18 protein-coding genes are annotated in these 19,801 nt (G+C 41.7%); 8 read left to right on the top strand and 10 right to left on the bottom strand.

Annotated elements, in window-relative coordinates; all coding sequences use genetic code 11:
• The first annotated feature begins 163 nt into the window (after nt 1-163).
• The 3 genes from ACPZ3T_RS21600 (at nt 164) to hisA (ending at nt 1,793) form a co-directional block, all read left to right on the top strand.
• Nucleotides 164-511, top strand: a complete 348-nt coding sequence (locus ACPZ3T_RS21600) for a DUF2499 domain-containing protein (RefSeq protein ID WP_490271503.1) — start codon at nt 164-166, stop codon at nt 509-511.
• Nucleotides 508-810: a DUF3593 domain-containing protein gene (locus ACPZ3T_RS21595; protein WP_490271502.1), complete on the top strand. Its 303-nt coding sequence runs from the start codon at nt 508-510 to the stop codon at nt 808-810. The genes ACPZ3T_RS21600 and ACPZ3T_RS21595 overlap by 4 nt, the downstream gene beginning before the upstream one ends.
• 209 nt (nt 811-1,019) lie before the next feature.
• On the top strand, nt 1,020-1,793 hold the full coding sequence (gene hisA, locus ACPZ3T_RS21590) for a 1-(5-phosphoribosyl)-5-[(5-phosphoribosylamino)methylideneamino]imidazole-4-carboxamide isomerase (protein WP_490271501.1): 774 nt from the start codon (nt 1,020-1,022) through the stop codon (nt 1,791-1,793).
• Nucleotides 1,794-2,008: 215 nt separating this feature from the next.
• Here hisA and ACPZ3T_RS21585 read toward each other — a convergent pair whose 3' ends face one another.
• The 4 genes from ACPZ3T_RS21585 to ACPZ3T_RS21570 form a co-directional block, all read right to left on the bottom strand.
• Nucleotides 2,009-4,207 (bottom strand): lytic transglycosylase domain-containing protein, encoded by a 2,199-nt coding sequence (locus ACPZ3T_RS21585; RefSeq protein WP_490271500.1) that lies wholly within the window; start codon nt 4,205-4,207, stop codon nt 2,009-2,011.
• 338 nt (nt 4,208-4,545) lie between these two features.
• Nucleotides 4,546-4,893: a DUF5615 family PIN-like protein gene (locus ACPZ3T_RS21580; protein ID WP_490271499.1), complete on the bottom strand. Its 348-nt coding sequence runs from the start codon at nt 4,891-4,893 to the stop codon at nt 4,546-4,548.
• 76 nt (nt 4,894-4,969) lie between these two features.
• Complete coding sequence (locus ACPZ3T_RS21575) at nt 4,970-5,215, bottom strand: DUF433 domain-containing protein (protein WP_490271498.1); 246 nt, start codon at nt 5,213-5,215, stop codon at nt 4,970-4,972.
• A gap of 18 nt (nt 5,216-5,233) precedes the next feature.
• Entirely contained in the window at nt 5,234-6,499 is a 1,266-nt protein-coding gene (locus ACPZ3T_RS21570) for an FAD-dependent hydroxylase (RefSeq protein ID WP_490271497.1), read from the bottom strand.
• 305 nt (nt 6,500-6,804) lie between these two features.
• On the opposite strand from ACPZ3T_RS21570, the gene cysE reads away from it, so the two are divergent.
• Entirely contained in the window at nt 6,805-7,572 is a 768-nt protein-coding gene (cysE, locus tag ACPZ3T_RS21565) for a serine O-acetyltransferase (RefSeq protein WP_490271496.1), read from the top strand.
• Between the two features lie 248 nt (nt 7,573-7,820).
• Here the strand turns inward: cysE and ACPZ3T_RS21560 are convergent, their stop codons facing one another.
• The 6 genes from ACPZ3T_RS21560 to ACPZ3T_RS21535 all read right to left on the bottom strand — a co-directional run bounded on the left by ACPZ3T_RS21560 (nt 7,821) and on the right by ACPZ3T_RS21535 (nt 11,279).
• Nucleotides 7,821-8,441: a precorrin-8X methylmutase gene (locus ACPZ3T_RS21560; protein WP_490271495.1), complete on the bottom strand. Its 621-nt coding sequence runs from the start codon at nt 8,439-8,441 to the stop codon at nt 7,821-7,823.
• Nucleotides 8,442-8,724: 283 nt separating this feature from the next.
• Entirely contained in the window at nt 8,725-9,534 is an 810-nt protein-coding gene (locus ACPZ3T_RS21555) for a TPM domain-containing protein (RefSeq protein WP_490271494.1), read from the bottom strand.
• 238 nt (nt 9,535-9,772) lie between these two features.
• Nucleotides 9,773-10,315, bottom strand: a complete 543-nt coding sequence (locus ACPZ3T_RS21550) for a DUF948 domain-containing protein (RefSeq protein ID WP_490271493.1) — start codon at nt 10,313-10,315, stop codon at nt 9,773-9,775.
• Between the two features lie 36 nt (nt 10,316-10,351).
• A complete protein-coding gene (locus ACPZ3T_RS21545) occupies nt 10,352-10,465 on the bottom strand; it encodes a histidine kinase (RefSeq protein WP_490271492.1) in 114 nt (37 codons plus the stop codon).
• Between the two features lie 40 nt (nt 10,466-10,505).
• Nucleotides 10,506-10,856: a YtxH domain-containing protein gene (locus ACPZ3T_RS21540; RefSeq protein ID WP_490271491.1), complete on the bottom strand. Its 351-nt coding sequence runs from the start codon at nt 10,854-10,856 to the stop codon at nt 10,506-10,508.
• A 102-nt stretch (nt 10,857-10,958) separates the two neighbouring features.
• Nucleotides 10,959-11,279: a hypothetical protein gene (locus ACPZ3T_RS21535; protein ID WP_490271490.1), complete on the bottom strand. Its 321-nt coding sequence runs from the start codon at nt 11,277-11,279 to the stop codon at nt 10,959-10,961.
• Between the two features lie 190 nt (nt 11,280-11,469).
• On the opposite strand from ACPZ3T_RS21535, the gene ACPZ3T_RS21530 reads away from it, so the two are divergent.
• From ACPZ3T_RS21530 to dnaE, 4 genes are all read left to right on the top strand, one after another.
• The gene (locus ACPZ3T_RS21530; RefSeq protein ID WP_490271489.1) at nt 11,470-12,063 is read left to right on the top strand and encodes a Uma2 family endonuclease; all 594 of its coding nucleotides are present in this window, start codon (nt 11,470-11,472) and stop codon (nt 12,061-12,063) included.
• A gap of 103 nt (nt 12,064-12,166) precedes the next feature.
• The gene (locus ACPZ3T_RS21525) at nt 12,167-13,570 is read left to right on the top strand and encodes a tyrosine phenol-lyase (RefSeq protein WP_490271488.1); all 1,404 of its coding nucleotides are present in this window, start codon (nt 12,167-12,169) and stop codon (nt 13,568-13,570) included.
• An 893-nt stretch (nt 13,571-14,463) separates the two neighbouring features.
• Nucleotides 14,464-14,643 (top strand): hypothetical protein, encoded by a 180-nt coding sequence (locus ACPZ3T_RS21520; RefSeq protein ID WP_490271487.1) that lies wholly within the window; start codon nt 14,464-14,466, stop codon nt 14,641-14,643.
• Nucleotides 14,644-14,779: 136 nt separating this feature from the next.
• On the top strand, nt 14,780-18,643 hold the full coding sequence (dnaE, locus tag ACPZ3T_RS21515; protein ID WP_490277314.1) for a DNA polymerase III subunit alpha: 3,864 nt from the start codon (nt 14,780-14,782) through the stop codon (nt 18,641-18,643).
• Nucleotides 18,644-19,801: the final 1,158 nt, after the last annotated feature.

The following is a 19,801-nucleotide window of genomic DNA, read 5'->3' as shown; positions in this document are numbered from 1 at the left end:
AATGAAGGAGACAAGGTAGACAAGGTAGACAAGGTAGACAAGGTAAAACTTATTTCCCCTACACCCCTACACCCCTACACCCCTACACCCCTGCCCCCTGCCCCCTGCCCCCTGCCCCCTGCCCCCTACCCCCCTCTAAGAGTATTTTGAATTTTGAACTTCTATGCACGCTCTTTCAATTCCGACTTGGATTATTCATATTTCTAGTGTTATTGAGTGGATGGCCGCGATTTGGTTAATCTGGACTTATGGCGAACTCACGGGCAACCGCAGTTGGTTCGGGTTATCTCTAGGGATGTTACCGGCTTTAGTTAGTGCCATGTGTGCTTGTACATGGCATTATTTCGATAATCCCCAATCGCTAGAATGGTTAGTAACCTTGCAAGCTACCATGACTGTAGTTGGTAATTTTACCCTTTGCGCTGCGGCGGTGTGGATTTGGCGTTCTTCACGACTTACCAAGACAGCTAATAATTCTTTTGAGTCAAAATCTATTAAATCAGAGCGATGATATCTAAAGACACCCTTTTTGCACTCTCACTGTTTCCTTACTTGGGTTTCTTGTGGTTTATCACCCGCAGTCAACAACTACCCCGTTTAGCATTGTATGGATTTTACGGCACTCTGGTTTTTGTCGCGGTGACAATTCCAGCCGGGATTTATGCCAAAATCCATTACCACGAGGCTTTAGCTAACATAGATTGGCTACACGGTGGCGCGGAAGTTTTTTTGACACTTTCTAATATTTTGATTGTGCTGGGTTTTCGGCAAGCAGTTAAGCAGTTACAGGGACAGGGGACTGGGGAGTAGGTAGGGGTGTAGGGGGCAGGGGGCAGGGGGCAGGGTGCAGGGGGAGACAAGGGAGACAAGGGAGACAAGGGAGACAAGGGAGACAAGGGAGACAAGGGAGACAAGGGAGACAAGGGAGAGAATTTATTCCTAATTACCCAATGCCCAATGCCCAATTCCCAATGCCCCATGCCCCATGCCCAATAATTAATTAACCAGGGAAGATTTATATGGATGTAATTCCAGCTATTGATTTATTAGATGGTCGCTGTGTGCGACTATATCAGGGAGACTACGATCGCTCACAGGTTTTTAGCGAGAATCCTGTTGATGTGGCTAAACAATGGGCAGATCAAGGTGCAACTAGATTGCATATCGTAGATTTAGATGGCGCAAAAGCTGGTAAAGTAGTAAACCTAGCAGCAATAGAAGCGATCGCTCAAGCTATTTCTGTACCAATTGAAATTGGTGGCGGTTTACGTGACGAAGCTAGTGTGCAACAAGTGTTTAACCTCGGTGTACAATGGGCAATTCTTGGTACTGTCGCCGTAGAACAACCGCAGTTAGTACAAACACTTTGTCAACAGTTTCCCGAAAAAATTATTATTGGTATTGATGCCCGTAACGGACTAGTAGCAACTCGTGGTTGGTTAGAAACTTCACAGGTTTTAGCTACCCAACTGGCTGTACAAATGCAAGAACTCGGTGCAGCCGCCATTATTTACACTGACATTCACCGTGATGGCACTTTAGAAGGGCCAAATTTGGAAGCATTGCGGGAACTCGCAGGGGCAATTTCTATTCCAGTCATTGCCTCTGGGGGAGTGAGTTCTGTCACTGATTTATTAAGTTTGTTAGCCTTAGAACCCCAAGGAGTGACAGGGGTAATTGTCGGACGGGCATTATACACAGGTGATATTTCTTTAAGAGAAGCATTACAAGCGATCGGGCCAGGACGTATTCAAGATATACCACCCAATTTAGATTTTTCTTCCTTCGCGTAACATTAACCAAAAAATTAGCTGATTCGGGTAGATTCTCACCCCCACAAGTGTAGGTTGTTACCAAGCAGTGAGTAATGACTCTCAGACTAACAAGAGAATCATCGTTTCACTACCCCTACACCCCTAAACCCCTAAACCCCTAAACCCCTACACCCCTAAACCCCTACACCCCTAAACCCCTACACCCCTAAACCCCTACACCCCTACACCCCTACCTACTCCCCAGCCCCCGGTAGCTTGGGATGCTGGGCTGAATATCTAGCCACCAGTTGGGAAATCTCTGGGTTATAAAGTCGCAGATAATTCCAGTAGTTACCAAATACTTGGCGGACGTAATCTCTAGTTTCATTAAAAGGAATAGTTTCCACAAACTCATCTGGATCTTGATTGGGGAGAGTTTGCAACCATCGGGAAACGTTGCCGGGGCCTGCATTGTAACTAGCGATCGCTAACATGGAATTATTGTTATATCGCTCATGGGTATAATTTAAATACCATGTCCCCAGCATAATATTATCATTGGGGTTTTCTAAATTCAGGGTTTTGTTATCTACTTGAATTTTTGACGCTATCCATTTACCTGTATCGGGCATCACCTGCATTAAACCCGTTGCCCCAGCTACAGATTTAATTTTTGGCTCAAACCGTGACTCTTGACGCATCAAGGCTGTCACCAATAAAGGATTGAGTTGCCGTTGTGATGACCATTTCTCTATGATTTGCATATAGGGAAAGGGATAACGGGCTTGCCAGTAGATAATCTGTTTACTCAATTCCTGATACTGGGCTTGTTCTTCTGGGGTTTCTCTGTCTTCTAATTTAGAAATGAAATTAATCCCGGAGAGATTTTCGCCCCGTGCAAGTCGCATCAACCCTTCGGTAAATTGTTCGCCCACTGTTGGCTGTTGTTTATTCACATATTCTGTTTCCCATTGCAACCAAGCATCCCTATCTTGTCCCAATAGATACAGTTCCTTAAAGGTGTCTGAACCGGCTGTAGGAACGGGACGTTGCCGGGGAACAATTTCTGGCTGGAGTTGGCGAACATTAGTAAAGTCACCCACATTCAACCCCAACATATTCGCTGATCGCCAAGCATAATAAGAGTAAGGAAAATTACCAACTACATACTCATAGGCGGCTTTGGCTTCTTGTTCTTTACCGAGTTTATTAGCCCATTTACCCACCCAAAACCCGGCTCTGGGAGCTAAAATACTGTTGGGGTTTTCGGTAACAATTGGTGTAGCCCATTTCCAGGCTGTGGCATAATCTTGAGCTTTAGCTTTAGCTTGGGCAATCTTCCAACGATATTCTGCGGCTTCATCAGACTTACCATACTGACTCAGCAATTGCTGCCAAGTTTGTTGGGCTGATTTCTCATCCCCAAGAGATTCGAGAATTTCGGCTTTTTTAACTAAGGCTTGACTGGCTTCCCTGGGAAACTTGACGATTACGCGGTCAAGATAGGGTATAGCATTCTTTTTAGGATTAGCCATTTCCGCCAGACGTAATAACCCTACCCCGGTTTCCTCTGCTTCCGGGAATTGCTGTATGAGTTGATTATAGACGGCGATCGCTTTTTCTCTATCCTTTCCCCCTACTTGCAATCCCCGCGCCTGACGGTAAAGGTTACGGGCAGTTTTGGGGGCATTAGCGTAAGCACTTGCCGCCTTGGTAAATTGATTATTTTCCCAGTATGCAGTCCCAATTAGATCCCAGTCTGCCGCTTTGAGATTCGGTTGTTTGACGAGCTGATCTAATACTCCCACAATTCCCGGCTGATGAGAGGCATATTGAGCCAAAATTAACTGTAATTTGGGCTGATTGGGATTTTCTTGCAAACGCTTCCTAATAATTTCCCAGGTGAGAGGATGAGAAGGAAATTGCGCGATCGCTTTATCATGTAGTTGTGGTTGAGCAATTAGGTACTTAGCTTTCACCGCCGCCGCTTCCTGGGGATATTGTTTAAGTACCTTTTGTCTCAAGTCAGAAGCTTTACCATCTGCACCTACCAAATCTTCTACTTGCGCTTGTTTAAGTAAAATGTAAGGTGCAAGCACAGGGTAATCTTTTTCTAGTCCTTGTAAAAGTTCCAGAGCTTTTTGTCCCTGTTTTGTCTCTATATAATCACTCGCCAACAAGTAGCGCGCCCGTTGTTTGTCGAGTGCTTGGCCATTTTGGGCAATCTCTGCTAATTTGCTAGCTCTTTCTGCTGGAGATTGTGATATTAACGGAAACACAGATGACTTGAGTTTACTGGCATCAGATGAATCTACCTGAGTTTGGGAAAGATTGAGCCATTGCCCCAAAGATTTACCAATCTGCGGTGCTGACACCATTGCCCCAGCAGAAAAGGCAAATAGTGCTGCGCCAGCAATCAAAGTAATATGTTTTTGTTGTAGTTTCTTCAGCATGGGTACTCGCTGAACAGTGCCGATGAATTTCCTGAAACTCTAGCATTACTTGCCATGAGTGTAATCACCTCTTCACTAGAGATTTCTTATTTTAGGAAAAATCTGTCAGATTATCGATGTTAGCGCAATTTGTCGATGATAGCGATCGCCCAAGGGATGAATCAATTCAAAATTCAAAATTCAAAATTCAAAATTAAAGACAGCTACCCAGAAGAGGTGGGGTTTCTACCTACCTTGTGAGATGTAATTGTAACTTGTTGTATAAGCCATAATTTGAGAATTTCCTGCTGATATTTATCCTCTGTATGTCATGTTAATTCAGTTAGAGATCAGGATTGTCATCTGGCAAATCGAACTCCTTGTTCAGTTACTACAACAAAGTTGTCGGATAGTTGCTCAGAATATTTTTCTAACAGTCGTTGTAAAGTATCAATTTTGTTAGGGGAGTGTTGATTTTCAAGACGCAGCAAAATAATACCTCGATGTGATCGCTGTTCTCGATAAACTTTTTCACCGAAATCTTTGTCGCTTGTGATTAATATCCAGTTTTCATCAGCTGCTTTTTGAATAATTTGCTCATCATCAATTCCTCGCGCTTCCTCATAAACTGAAAAAACCTCGTGTCCTTGACTACGTAGCCAACGCGCGACTGCTACACCCGTATTTTCATCTACTAAAAACCGCATCTATGCTATGGCACTCCTACTTTTAGTATTCCTCCTTTGAGCCTACAAAAATCAATTCAAAGATCAAAATGGATGACTATACCTCCATAGGTAGTGGCATAAAAGCAGAACTTTCAAGCGTGCGAGATGCAAATAAAAGACAAGCTCTGATGTCTGCTTCCACTAAGCCTTCATATTCTGCCAAAATCTCTGTTACTGTTGTGCCATGTGCTAAGAGATTTAGAATGTATTCAACTGTAAGGCGTGTTCCTTTAATGACAGGTTTCCCAACCATGACTTTAGGGTTAACACTGATTCGGTTTAACAGTTCTTGATCGGTCATATTTCTCAAAATCTCAGTTTAACGTCTTGCTAACTCTGGAGTCTTACCCTTTAACCCAATCATTAATTTGAGCATAAAGACTTTCAGCACCGGTACACGCTGCATCAACCATAAACCCAAACGACGCGCAAACACCACCGGCGGAAACTGATTGGAAAACATTCGATCTAACAAATCAGTAAAGCCTAAGATTGTCAGATTTTCTTTTTGTCGCCAACCTTCGTAACGCTTGAGTACCTTGAGATTACCGATATCTTCCCCGGCTTGATGAGCTGTTTGGATAACTTGGGCTAAAGCTGCTACATCACGAATACCTAAATTTAGCCCTTGTCCGCCGACGGGATGACAATTGTGGGCAGCATCACCTACTAAAGCCAAGCGGGGAAGGACATAACGATCGCTCTGCATTAGTTGTACTTGAAATACGAAGCGATCGCCTAATAATTCTAACTTGCCCATCTGCTCCCCAAATCGGCGGCTGAGTTCTTGTAAAAATTGTTCATCATTTAAAGCACACAAAGCTTGAGCTTCAGCATGGGGTGCTGTCCAGACGATGCGGCAACGGTTGCCTGGTAAGGGTAAAATCGCAAAGGGGCCACTCGGCCAAAATCTTTCGTAGGCTGTATCGTTGTGGGGTTTTTCCGGTTTGACAAAAGCCACAATGCAAGATTGCCAATACTTCCAACCGTGAGTTTTAATCCCAGCCGCTTGACGAATTGGCGATCGTGAACCATCCGCCGCTACCAATAATTTACTCTTAACTATTTTGACTCGCTCACCAATTTTAATATTAATTACTACCTCATTCTGCTGATATTTGGTACTCACCACCTCAGCCGGACAAAGATAAGTCACATTTTCGCAATTCTGCACAAACTTTTGTAGAGGTTCGAGCAGTGCTTGATGTTCTGCCACATAACCTAATTCTGGTATGTCTTGACTGATATCTTGGGTTTCAAACTCCACCACATCAGGATAATCAGCATCAGATAACCGGACTTGGCGATATTTAGCGATTTTCGGCAGAATTTCGTCCCAAATGCCAATACCTTTATATATCAGTGCTGAGAGCATATGCACTGCATAAGCTTGACCTTTGCTGACACCCATTGATGTGACTTTAGCCTCAATGAGCAGAATATTTAAGCCAGAATCTTTTAAAGCCGCCGCCAAAGTTAAGCCGACAATTCCACCACCGACAATCACCAAATCATAATTATACCTTGGTAATTCTGGCAGTAGATACGGAGAAGAAGTTGTTTGATTAAACTGCGTTAACGCCATTGTGAAGAGAAATTAAGCAATTTTATTTCTTATTGTGACGCGATCGCCCTCTTTAGGGCAAGGGGGTGGGGATTAGGGGTAGGGGGCAGGGGGCAGGGAGCAAGGGGAGACAAGGGAGAGAAGGAAGACAAGGGAGACAAGGGAGAGAAGGAAGACAAGGGAGACAAGGGAGAAATAGTTAGCCCAATGCCCAATGCCCCATGCCCCATGCCCAATGCCCCATACCCAAAAACTTGATAAGAGTAGACATCTAGAACGATATGATAGGAGGGTAGCTTGTTGTACTTTCCGAGGGTACTATCTCGATGCTGTCTAGACTACGTGCTGATTTTCGTATCATCTTTGAACGTGACCCGGCTGCTCGTAACTGGCTAGAGGTCTTGTTTTGTTACCCCGGTTTACAAGCCCTGATGTTTCATCGGGTTGCCCACGGGCTGCACAGTATTGGCCTGCCTTTTCTCCCTCGTCTGATTTCTCATCTAGCTCGGTTTTTGACTGGTATCGAAATTCACCCAGGCGCAACCATCGGACAGGGTGTATTTATTGACCACGGTATGGGAGTAGTGATTGGGGAGACAGCTATTATCGGTGATTATGCCCTGATTTATCAAGGTGTCACCTTGGGGGGAACTGGTAAAGAAAGCGGTAAACGTCACCCCACCTTGGGCGAAAATGTCGTTGTTGGGGCTGGTGCTAAGGTATTAGGCAATATTCTCATCGGTAATAATGTCCGCATTGGTGCTGGGTCTGTTGTGTTGCGAGATGTACCTTCAGATTGCACTGTGGTAGGTATACCCGGCCGTATTGTCTATCGTTCAGGAGTGCGGGTTGCACCTCTAGAACACAACAACTTACCAGACTCAGAAGCGGAAGTAATTCGCGCTTTAGTCAATAGAATTGAAGCTTTGGAAGAACAAATCCAAACCCTACAGCGTCAACCATCTACTGATAAAACTCCTGTGTTAATCAGTTATGTAGTTAAGGATGGTGAAACCTTACAACTAAATTCTGCCCCTATATGTAGCCTTAGAGATAAAGCAATACAGCAATTTTTAGATGGAGCAGGTATCTAAAAATTCCAAAATGGGCATTGGGCATTGGGCAATTCAATTTTGGATTGGATTTCAATCTAAAATCCGTCTTGGAAAGTTCTGTACGGAGGAAACCTCCGCACCCTGCGGGTTCGCGTAGCGTTCTCGGAGAGTAGCAAGCTACAGACTTTCCGCAAAATCTAAAATCTAAAATTCTTCCCCTTGTCTCCCTTGTCTCCCTTGTCTCCCCTTGCTCTCTGCCCCCTGCCCCCTGCCCCCCGCCTTCTCTACTACTGACTATTCTGCCCATAGGCCTGCCATGCTAAGTCTATCAACCCGTCAGCGATCGCAGCTGCCACCACTGCATTACCTTTACAGCTATCAATGGTGATGTTGGGAACTAGGGAATCTTGCAACCGTCTTTTAGCATGATCTACATCTACAAATCCGACTGGAGTAGCAATTAACAAAGCGGGGTGAATTTCCTCGGCTTCGATTAAATCTACTAGTGTTGTGAATGCTGTTTGAGCTTGACCAACAATAAATATACCCTCTGGATACCGTTTAGCCAGAGTTTCAATACCCCAAGCTGCACGAGTTTTTTCGATTTGGGGACGGGTGGAGGTATCTGTACTGCAATAAACTGGGTTAGCAAAAGTATTTTGAATTGGGTAACTAATACCTGTTTGCACCATTAGCACATCCACCACAATAGGAGTACGTGCTGCTAATGCCGCCGCCCCAGCTTGCAAAGCCCGCTCAGAAAATCGAATTAAAGATTTATACTCAAAGTCAGCCGTAGCATAGATTACCCGCCGCACAATTTCATATTCTGCCGGCGAGAAAACATGATCACCAATTTCACTATCAATGATTGCTAGACTTTGAGCATCAGTCACGTGCCATTCCATTGCGATTTAATTCTGAGAGACTAGCCTTCAGCTTATCAGCTAGTGCGATCGCTTAAAATAGAGCTTGACTAATCAATTCAAAATTTAAAACTTGTACTGACCTTGCTGTAAAGCCTGTGCCATAGCTGCCCTTAAGGCGCAGCCCCTATCTACGACACGCTCCGCGTACTCCTCTGGAAAAGCAAGCTACGCGTAAGCGTCCCGCAGGGAACGTAGAGAAGTATTAAAGAATTACTTACTCATTACTCATTACTCATTACTCATTACTCATTACTCATTACTCTCAAGACTCCGCACTAGAAGATGGACGACTGAAAACAGGCGACAGATAAGCAACCAAAGCCCCAATCAGAAAACCGGAAATATTTCTCACTAAAGGCAACCAATCACTAGTACGTGTTACTACGGGGCCAATACCGAAAGCAATAAATAAGATACCCCACAAAGGCGAGAAAATTAACGCCCATTGCCAAGCAAACACTTGCCCTTCAGTGCGAGGTTGGGCAGCAAATCCACAAATAATCCCACCAATAACCGAGGTAATTAAAGTTAAAATCCACTGTTCCCTGGGTAGCCCTGGAACAACGGTACAACCCCCCTTAAGTAAACAGCCTTTGACTGAATCTAAAGCTTGTAAAATTGCTTGGTCTTCTCCTTCTTCCCGCACAAAATACAAATTCCCAAAACGAGTTTGTAGTTCTATCCAGAAAGTACGGGGGAGAAGTTCATAAACTGCATCGCCCACACTAAAGCTGAGAATGTTCCCACCACGGGAGTCAGCAACTAACAAAATACTTTTATCATCCAAACCCCAGTAATTAATTACTGCTCTACCAGGAGTGCGGTCATACTGAGTCAATACCCGCAATTTCCAACCAGTATCAGTCTCAAATTGCTCAATTTCTTCGACTAACTTTTTTTCTTGGGGGTCAGGAAGAGATTTAGCTAAGTCTACAACTGGTGTGAAATAATCAGGCAACAATTCCGGGTTGTCGTAAGCCAACGCTGGGGGGGAGTGCATAACCCAGAGTGACCCAGCTAAGAAAAATACTGTAATAGATACTAAGACTTTTCGCCAAAAACAAGACTGCATGGACGTTTTTATACAAATATCAACAGTAGGGGTGAACAAGTTGCTTTAAAAGAATATGAGAAAAGTGATGTTTTGTTACACTTGTTTACTTTACTCTAATCTTGGGGAAGAAAGCAAAGCTTCTTTGTGAGTAATGAGTAATGAGTAATGAGTAATGAGTAATGAGTGTTGAGTGGGACACTGGCGCGAACGCACAGACCAGAGATAGTTTTGACTTCCGCGTAGCGGTACTAGCCTGTTAGTATTCTTCATCCTCAAGATTGTTCTGGTTAGTAGAAACAGCATTGTAGCTCTCATGAATGCGGTAGGTTTCTACTTTCTGGCGGCGGGTTTCTGACTTGAGTGTTTCTCTTTCCCTGAGTGATAGGGAAGATTGTTCAGATATTGATAAACGTTCAATTGTGCGCTTGGCGATTTTTTGACGGGTGAAAGTTTTCCAAGCAGTTTTTACTCCCACCACAATACTACGTGTACTTACTTGTAGGTTTTGGGCTTGTTTTTTGGCACTATCTAGACTTTGATCTACTTGTTTGACAACTTGAGATGCACTTTTGATACCTTGACTCACATCATCAGTCAAATCCGTAATTTCTACGCCTGTAGCGCGGATGGCTTCTAAGGTAGGGGGCAATTCCCGCGAGAGCATATCAAATAGTTTTTCGGCACTACGAGCCGCTCTTGCTAATTCTTGCAACGCTGGTATTGCCGTTACTAAAACAGCCGTCAGACTAACGGCGACTAAAAGAATAGAAAATCCCAACCAAAACAGGGGGTCAATCACGATAATTCAAAATTCAAAATTCAAAATTCAAAAATATTAGGGCATGGGGCATTGGGCATTGGGCATTGGGCATGGGGAATGGGGTATGGGAGTAAATATTTCTACCTTGTCTACCTTGTCTACCTTGTCTCCTCTACTCTTATGCTTCATGGCAACGGCAACTTCTATCTATATTATTTGAATGTCAGAATTATGAGCGTTCCAATTCTTGGCTAACAGAGTCTGAATTTGGGGTAGCTGGTTGACGTTTTAAAACTTGAGTTTCACGTTGACTAGCATCTATACCAGCCGCTATAGCTTCTCGCAGTCTCTCTAAAGTGTCGTCCCAGTTGCGTAAGGCGTTGGTAGAAAGACGGTCGGCTTGGATTTGGACACTTGTTGATAAATCTTCCGCTAATTCAGGAATTGCATCCGCAGATTTTTTCAAAAGTTTACGAGTTTCGCGTCCTGTGCGTGGAGCTGTCAGCAATCCTGCTAAAGCACCGATAGTAGCTCCTAGCATCAATCCGCCAATAAATACTCCAGAACGGTTGTTAGACATTTTTACTATTTTTCTCCTTAAACCCATTTTAGGTGGGTTTGCTGTACTTGTAAGACCTAAATGGCTTTATCTAATTAATCTATTGTGACCGTACTTGACATCTTATTTTCTAGAGTTGAAATCTATTCTACGAAAATATCGCTGCCAAGTTCGTTGTATGAGTAAAAGTATGCTGATAATTTGTCTGATTTGTTGAATTTGGGCTTGTAGAGCTTGGTTACTTTGGCGTAACTGCTGAATGCTGTTTTGTCCTAGGTAGATGCTGGCTGGTGCTTTATATAGTAGGTCATAGGTACAGCGTTCGTAGTCTGTGAGGCGATCGCCTATAAATGCTATTTTTTGTCTTAATCGCCATAGTTGCCAAGCTACGTATAGCAAAATTAATGAAATCAGGGTATTAATTGCCACAACTGCCATAACCATAGTTGACCTACACCAATTTCAGCGAATAATTATGATCTGTGCTGGAGTTGGTTCTGTTTTGATCATAACTGAGAAGCACGAGATCCAGATTTCTCAAAGGAATCCAAATATATGAGGATTCATCTTTGATTTGTAAAATACTGGTGTGTTATTGCCAAAATATAAAATAAACCCTATTGGCAAAATACCTATGGAAACTTTTACTCTCAACATTCCCCCAGCCGTAGGTCTGACAGATGAGCAGTTTTATCAACTGTGCATAGCCAATGATGAATGGCGCATAGAACTTACAGCAGCAGGAGAATTAATCATTATGCCCCCAACTGGCGGTGAAAGCGGGATTAGAAATTCGGATCTGAATCTACAAGTTGGTTTGTGGAATCGTCAAACAAAACTGGGTAAAGTATTTGACTCCTCAACTGAGTTTCGTTTACCTAATGGTGCTTTTCGTTCGCCGGATGTTGCTTGGGTGAAAACAGAACGCTGGGAGGCTTTGACTAGTGAACAAAGGCGACGCTTTCCCCCACTGTGTCCAGATTTTGTAATTGAGTTGCGCTCTGCAACTGATTCTTTAAACACATTACGGGCAAAAATGCAAGAGTATAGGGATAATGGCGTTTGCTTGGGTTGGTTGATTGACCCCCAAACGCCGTTAGTAGAAATTTATCGCCCTGGTGTTGAGGTAGAAACCATTAATTTTTCTGTAGAGCAACCGCCACAGCTTTCTGGTGAAGATGTATTACCTGGGTTTGTTTTGGATTTAAGTTTTATTTTTAACCCATAGATTTCTCTGACCGTTGCCTAATATTTGTAACAATATTGCCACTGGAGATTCTAGCTACCACAATAGTATGCAAAAAGTAGCCAGTTCCAATCAGGGGTAATCTATGAATGAAGTTAAGCACAATTCACCGCGCCGTCGCCGTTCCTGGGCAGAACCATACAAAATTAAAGTAATTGAACCATTAAAAATGACTTCTCGTGCTGAACGCGAGCAAGCGATCGCAGAAGCTGGTTACAATACTTTTCTATTACGTTCGGAAGATGTCTACATAGATTTACTCACTGATAGTGGCACATCTGCCATGAGTGACTACCAGTGGGCAGGGATGATGATGGGTGATGAAGCCTACGCTGGTAGTAAAAACTTTTATCACTTAGAAGCAAATATTCAGAAATATTACGGTTATCGGTATATTGTCCCCACCCATCAAGGACGGGGTGCAGAAAACATTCTGTCTCAAATTCTCATCAGACCGGGTGACTATATACCCGGTAATATGTATTTCACCACAACTAAGCTACATCAAGAATTAGCAGGCGGTACATTTATCGATGTGATTATTGATGAAGCCCATGATCCTAAATCTTTGCATCCTTTCAAGGGAAATGTTGACTTAGAAAAACTCACAGACTTAATTCGACAAGTTGGTGCGGGACGCATTCCTTACATTAGTGTGGCTGGCACTGTGAATATGGCTGGGGGACAGCCGGTTTCTATGGCTAATATGCGGGAAGTGTTCCAAATAGCTCAAAACAATGGCATTCGGGTAATTTTAGATGCTACCCGTGCAGTAGAAAATGCTTACTTTATCCAACAGCGAGAACCTGATTATCAAGATCAATCCATTGCAACTATCTTACGGGAGTTCTGCTCTTACACCGACGGTTGCACAATGAGCGGCAAAAAAGATGCTCTAGTTAATATTGGTGGTTGGCTAGCAGTCAACGATCCTGATATCTATGAAGAAGCCCGTAACCGCGTAGTCATCTACGAAGGCTTACATACCTATGGTGGTATGGCTGGACGCGATATGGAAGCTATGGCTAGAGGTATTGAAGAATCAGTAAAAGATGATCACATCCGCGCCCGTATTGGACAAGTTGAATATCTTGGACAGAAGCTCTTAGATTGGAATATTCCCATTGTGATGCCAATAGGTGGTCATGCAATTTATTTAGATGCCAAACGCTTTTTACCCCACATCCCCCAAGACCAATTTCCCGCCCAACGACTAGCCGCAGAGTTATATCTAGAAGCTGGTATTCGGGCAATGGAACGAGGTATTGTTTCCGCCGGACGCAATAAAGATACAGGCGACCATTATTATCCTGATTTAGAACTCGTGCGCCTGACAATTCCCCGCCGTGTTTATACCCAAGCTCACATGGATTTAACAGCTGAAGCAGTAGACGAGGTGTATTACAATCGCGATCGCCTCGGTGGAATGCAAATGATTTATGAGCCTAAATATCTCCGCTTCTTCCAAGCGCGTTTTCAATTGCTGTAAATAAACTTGTTGACGGTTAACAGTTAACCGTCAACTGATATAAGTAGGTCGGCGTAAATAATTATTGTTGGAATAAGGCAGGGGGCAGGGGGCAGGGAGCAGGGAGCAGGGAGCAGGGGGAGAAAGAGTTTGAGCCTTATTTACTTTTCTTCACATAGTTTGGTTTTATTGCACCGACTTACTTGCATTAAAAAATAGATTTATTTAGATAACAAACTTTAATGTTGAAGCTCTTGCTTTCCTAGATCAAGACTGTGATCATAATTATATATATCCTGAAAATCAAGTAGTATCTCTATACTTGATTTGCAAACAAAAATACTTGTATCTCAGTAATTAATCTAATTTATTACTGTTGGCGATCGCCTGATATTCCTGAAGCAATGCTTTAACTAAAATATAGTTTTGTAAATTTTTTTAAGAGTTTATATAACTATTGTGTCTGTATTGTCTGATTCGGAAAAATTAGAGCAATATTAATTTGTCCACAGTGAACAGTGTTGAGTAAAATCACGCTTGTGAAACACCACACCTGTTACTGAGCCTGTCGTAAAGCCTGCGGCATAGCTAGAGCCTCCGACACGCTAACGCTAACGCTGAAGGCGCAGCCTCTGTTTACGATACGCTGCGCGTAAGCGTCCCGCAGGAAACGTAGAGAAGTATAGGCCTAATAACTGATAACTGATGCGAGTATAACTACTCATCTGGGGAACTTTCAGTTTCATTATGAGTCTTGCAAATGTGACAGAAATTTTTACGTAAAATTCCGCAATTGCCACCAGGACAATTGAATGTAGATCATGGCATCTTTAACAAGAAAATCCGTATTAAGCAGTATTTTTTCCCAGGATTAACTATTGCTAAACAGTTTTTATACTACTTTGTTCCTTACTATGACTGATAAACACGAAAAAATTAAATTTCCTCTATGGCCTTATCTTAACCAACCATTATTTAGCCGTGATTCTAAATTAGAACTAAATCCCCGTCGTTTTGCCTATATCTGGCGGATTGGACTTTTAGAACGGTGCTGGTATAAAGAATGCGATGCTAAAGGCCCACAACAGCATTAAATTCTCAAGATTGGCTACAATAACTACATAATTTGCAAACTAAGCCTCGTCTAACGTGGCTTTTTGCGTTATAAGGGTGTAGGGGTTTAGGGGTGTAGGGTTGACAAAAAACCTAATGACTAATACAGCAAATACTATGTCCTTCGTACCTTTACATATACACAGTGATTACAGCTTGCTCGATGGTGCAAGTCAGCTACCAGATTTGATTGACAGAGCGATCGCGTTGGGAATGAGTGCGATCGCTGTCACAGATCATGGTGTAATGTATGGTGCTGTAGAATTGCTGAAAATTTGCCGCAGTAAGAATATTAAGCCTATCATTGGCAACGAGATGTACATCATTAACGGCGATATCGAAAAACAAGAACGTCGTCCTAAATATCATCAAGTTGTTTTAGCCAAAAATACTAAAGGTTACAAAAATTTAGTTAAATTAACTACCATTTCTCACCTGCAAGGTGTCCAAGGTAAGGGGATTTTTTCTCGTCCTTGTATTAACAAAGAATTATTACAAAAATATCGTGAAGGCTTAATAGTTACTAGTGCGTGTTTAGGTGGAGAAATACCCCAAGCTATTTTGAGTGGGAGGCCAGACGCAGCGCGGAAAGTAGCGCAGTGGTATAAAGATGTATTTGGGGATGATTTTTATTTAGAAATTCAAGACCACGGTTCACAAGAAGACCGAATTGTCAATGTTGAAATTATTAAAATTGCCAAAGAATTAAACATTAAATTTGTTGCTACTAACGACTCACATTTTATTTCTTGTTTTGACGTAGAAGCACACGACGCTTTGCTGTGTATTCAAACAGGTAAGCTGATTATTGAAGATAACCGGATGCGTTATAGCGGTACAGAATACCTCAAATCGGCTGAGGAGATGCACTTGCTATTTCGTGACCATTTACCAGAGGAGATTATTGCACAAGCGATCGCCACCACTCAAGAAGTAGCCGATAAAGTCGAGCCTTACCAAATCATGGGTGAACCTCGCATTCCTAATTATCCCATTCCTGCCGGACATACTCCTGATACTTACGTCGAAGAAGTTGCTTGGCAAGGATTATTAGAAAGATTAAATCGCAAATCTCGCAGCGAAGTTGATCTAGTCTACCGCGAAAGATTGGAATATGAACTAAAAATGCTGCAACAAATGGGTTTTTCCACTTACTTTTTAGTAGTGTGGGACTACATCAAATTTGCTAGAGATAATAATATTCCTGTAGGGCCAGGACGGGGATGTGTTCTAGGCGATACTAAGGTGATGCTGGCCAGTGGCGAACAAATTTTTATCAAAGATATTCAAGTTGGACAACAGGTAATTACTCATCAAGGAAATATCTTACCTGTTACTCATAAACATGAATATCCCTGTAATGAAGAAATTGTCAAAATTCAAGCTGCTAATGAAGAAATATTTTTAACTAAAGACCATAAAATTTTGGCAGTTAAAACTGATCAATGTGTGGTCATGAGTACCAAAAAAGCCAATGTTTGTAAACCTAGCTGTACTCGCTACTGTTCTGTTAAACCCTATCAAAATTATCAATTAAAGTGGACAGCAGCCGGAAATCTCCGCAAAAATGATTTTGTTGTCTTTCCAAGAGTTAAATCTGCTGAACAAGAAGTTGTTTTTGATTTAGTAAATTTTGTAGAAAGTAAATCGCATTTAAGATTTGATCAGGGATTTATCTGGTATGAAATCGGCACAAATCATTTAAGTACCCGGAAAATACCCAGATACATCACTTTTAACGAAGACCTGGCCAGAATTATTGGCTATTATATTGCCGAGGGATGGTCAAGACTAGGAGAAAGAGAATGCGCGGTTGGCTTTGGGCTTGCCAAAGATGAAATGAATTATGCTGAGGAAATTTGTCGTCTCATTAATCAAGTTTTTGGTTTAGAAAGTAAAATATTTCCGCATCAAGAAAAGAACTCTTTACAAATTCTCTGTTACTCCAGAATTGTGGGAGAATTTTTATCCAGCTTGTGTGGTAAAGGAGCTAACCATAAGCATATACCCGATGAAATTGTCACCAAAGGTAAGTCAGAATACATCAGAATTTTAATTGCTTATCTTTTTCGCGGTGATGGTCATTCTGGCACAAAAGATAAAACTATCAATATCAAATATACAACCACATCTAGTAATCTTGCTGCACAATTAAGATTACTATTGGCACGTTTTGGATATTGGGCATCTATCATTAAAACACAAAAACCAAAAGCCAATTGGTCTGTAGAATATTCAGTAAAGCTATCAGGTAAACAGCTTTTAGACTGGAATGCTGACTTTATTGATTTTCCTGTAGGTATCAAACCGCAAAAGTTTTATCGCAATGATGGTTTTTATGTAGATGATAACTATATCTACCTCAAAATCAAAGAAACCAAGACATTAAACTATAACGGTTATGTCTATGATATTAGCGTTCCTGGTGATACTTCCTATATCGGAAACTCAATCGCAATTCATAATTCAGCCGCAGGGTCTTTAGTAGCTTATACAATGGGAATTACTAATATTGACCCAGTACATCATGGCTTACTATTTGAGCGATTTTTGAACCCAGAACGTAAATCAATGCCTGATATTGATACAGATTTTTGTATTGAACAACGGGATAAAGTCATTGATTACGTAACAGAAAAATACGGTAAAGATAAAGTTGCCCAAATTATCACCTTTAACCGTCTCACTTCCAAAGCAGTATTAAAAGATGTCGCCAGAGTATTAAACATTCCCTATGGGGATGCTGACAAAATGGCGAAATTAATTCCTGTAGTACGGGGGAAACCCACTAAACTCAAGGTAATGGTTTCTGATGCTACCCCAGAACCAGAATTTAAAGCCAAATATGATAATGATCCCAATGTGCGCCGTTGGCTGGATATGGCCATGCGAATTGAAGGAACTAACAAAACCTTTGGTGTTCACGCCGCCGGTGTTGTCATTTCCGCCGAACCATTAGATGAAATTGTTCCTCTACAACGCAATAATGACGGTTCTGTAATTACTCAATATTTCATGGAAGACCTAGAATCAATGGGTTTGTTGAAAATGGACTTTTTAGGTTTAAAAAACTTAACCATGATTCAAAAAACCATTGATTTAATCTCAGAAAATCATGGCTTTAAAATTGACCCCTATGAAATTACTAATCAAGAACGAAAAGCCCAAAAGATATTAGCTAAAGGGGAGCATACAACCCTACCTAAAGATGTTCAAAAAACCTATGAATTATTAGAATCTGGTGAATTAGAAGGTGTATTTCAATTAGAATCTTCAGGAATGAAACAGATAGTCCGAGATTTGAAACCTTCTAACATTGAAGATATTTCATCTATCTTGGCATTATATCGACCAGGCCCTTTAGATGCGGGGTTGATCCCTAAATTTATTAACCGTAAACATGGCCGAGAAAATATTGATTACGACAGCCAAATTTTAGAGCCAATTTTAAATGAAACCTATGGGATTATGGTTTATCAAGAGCAAATCATGAAAATTGCTCAAGATATGGCTGGCTATTCATTAGGACAAGCTGACTTGCTGCGCCGTGCTATGGGTAAAAAGAAAGTTGCAGAAATGCAAAAGCAGCAAGAAAAATTTATTGATGGTGCGACTAAAAACGGTGTGAAAAAACAAGTAGCCGAGCAGCTATTTGATGATATGTTAAAATTCGCGGAATATTGTTTAAGTTCTGATACAGAAATCTTAACAGTTGAATATGGCTTTTTACCCATTGGTAAAATTGTCGAACAACAGATTGAATGTACAGTATATACTGTTAACAGTAATGGCACTATCTACACTCAACCCATTGCCCAATGGCATGATCGCGGTCAACAAGAAGTATTTGAATATTGCTTAGAAGATGGTTCAATTATTAGGGCAACAAAAGACCATAAATTTATGACTACAGACGGTCAAATGTTACCCATTGATCAAATATTTGCACAGGATTTAGATTTATTGCAAGTTAAAGTGTAGTGGTGTAGCCAGCCTTTAATGCAACATTTAAGCCTTGGCACGCCAGTAGGCTTTGTTCCGGCTGTGCAACGATTTAGTTGTGTGAGCAAATGATAAATAGGTAGGCAGAATAAAACCAAACTGTGTAAAGGAAAGTAAACAAGCCTAAAACCCTTTTTCCCCCTGCCCCCTGCTCCCTGCTCCCTGCTCCCTGCCCCCTGCTCCCTGCTCCCTGCCCCCTGCTCCCTGCCTTATCCCAACGATAATTTTTAACGCCAATCTACTTATCTAGCTGTAACTGATCACTCTTTTGGCATTTTGGCACATATCATACTTTTGCGGTTGGTATTGTGATATTTGCGAATGTCTTTGTGCGACAATACCGACTTGCAGAATCCCTCGGCTAACTACCGGGGGTCTTTTTTTAACAAAAATTCAAATTCTCTCTTGGCAAAAAAATTACCTCCAACTTAGACGCTTGAGGAGGCAATGATCAAAGACATTTAATTGTGGACTAGTCTATTGACTAATTTATCTGTTCCTTAAAATACCTTCCCTCTATCTCCAGGAATACTCAGGGTTAAGTTTTGTGTAAATAAGTGAATAGATAATTGCATGAGTGCGATCGCTCTGTCAAGAAACAAAGAGGTTTAGGGGTGTCAGGGAAGAAAAATCTGTTTTTTCTATATTTTGGTAGTGCGTAACCCTGCTCGTTGGAGGCTCACCAGAGTCAACCTGAAATTACTTGAGGACATTAAAATTATATGAAATCAATGGATTTATATGTAAATGTTAACTAATAATAACTTCTGCCTCAAATCAGAATATGAATATATAAATATTGCCTTAATGTAAGAAATTTTAAAGACGGGGTTACAATAAGAATTAAGATGCCAATGGTTTGTTGTCAGACCATAAGAGCAAGTTGATGTGCTGTAGTGGTAAGAGAAAGCAGCATATCGACAGAGGGGATATCTGGTAAACATTGCCTAGACAAGAGTTTAAATCAGTGAACAGTAAACAGTTATCAAGCTGATAGTGGGGGATTTAAACCCACCACAACGCGCTTACCAGCAATTGGTATGGTGTTTCACCTTTGTATGTAACTGATAACTGATAACTGTTAAACCTCTTGGTCATTTAACTTTGGAATCTCAACATTGAACAAAATTTCCGTGC

Source organism: Aliinostoc maniaoense (assembly GCF_058172895.1).
This window is presented reverse-complemented; position numbering and strand designations above follow the sequence as displayed.

Bases quoted from the DNA above. Each gene is read 5' to 3' on its own strand.
- ACPZ3T_RS21525 (WP_490271488.1), top strand. From the start codon at position 12,167: ATGAATGAAGTTAAGCACAATTCACCGCGCCGTCGCCGTTCCTGGGCA.
- ACPZ3T_RS21570 (WP_490271497.1), bottom strand. From the start codon at position 6,499: ATGGCGTTAACGCAGTTTAATCAAACAACTTCTTCTCCGTATCTACTG.
- ACPZ3T_RS21535 (WP_490271490.1), bottom strand. From the start codon at position 11,279: ATGGTTATGGCAGTTGTGGCAATTAATACCCTGATTTCATTAATTTTG.
- cysE (WP_490271496.1), top strand. From the start codon at position 6,805: ATGCTGTCTAGACTACGTGCTGATTTTCGTATCATCTTTGAACGTGAC.
- ACPZ3T_RS21575 (WP_490271498.1), bottom strand. From the start codon at position 5,215: ATGACCGATCAAGAACTGTTAAACCGAATCAGTGTTAACCCTAAAGTC.
- ACPZ3T_RS21600 (WP_490271503.1), top strand. From the start codon at position 164: ATGCACGCTCTTTCAATTCCGACTTGGATTATTCATATTTCTAGTGTT.
- ACPZ3T_RS21520 (WP_490271487.1), top strand. From the start codon at position 14,464: ATGACTGATAAACACGAAAAAATTAAATTTCCTCTATGGCCTTATCTT.
- ACPZ3T_RS21560 (WP_490271495.1), bottom strand. From the start codon at position 8,441: ATGGAATGGCACGTGACTGATGCTCAAAGTCTAGCAATCATTGATAGT.
- dnaE (WP_490277314.1), top strand. From the start codon at position 14,780: ATGTCCTTCGTACCTTTACATATACACAGTGATTACAGCTTGCTCGAT.
- ACPZ3T_RS21530 (WP_490271489.1), top strand. From the start codon at position 11,470: ATGGAAACTTTTACTCTCAACATTCCCCCAGCCGTAGGTCTGACAGAT.
- ACPZ3T_RS21555 (WP_490271494.1), bottom strand. From the start codon at position 9,534: ATGCAGTCTTGTTTTTGGCGAAAAGTCTTAGTATCTATTACAGTATTT.
- ACPZ3T_RS21580 (WP_490271499.1), bottom strand. From the start codon at position 4,893: ATGCGGTTTTTAGTAGATGAAAATACGGGTGTAGCAGTCGCGCGTTGG.
- ACPZ3T_RS21585 (WP_490271500.1), bottom strand. From the start codon at position 4,207: ATGCTGAAGAAACTACAACAAAAACATATTACTTTGATTGCTGGCGCA.
- ACPZ3T_RS21545 (WP_490271492.1), bottom strand. From the start codon at position 10,465: ATGAAGCATAAGAGTAGAGGAGACAAGGTAGACAAGGTAGACAAGGTA.
- ACPZ3T_RS21540 (WP_490271491.1), bottom strand. From the start codon at position 10,856: ATGTCTAACAACCGTTCTGGAGTATTTATTGGCGGATTGATGCTAGGA.
- ACPZ3T_RS21595 (WP_490271502.1), top strand. From the start codon at position 508: ATGATATCTAAAGACACCCTTTTTGCACTCTCACTGTTTCCTTACTTG.
- hisA (WP_490271501.1), top strand. From the start codon at position 1,020: ATGGATGTAATTCCAGCTATTGATTTATTAGATGGTCGCTGTGTGCGA.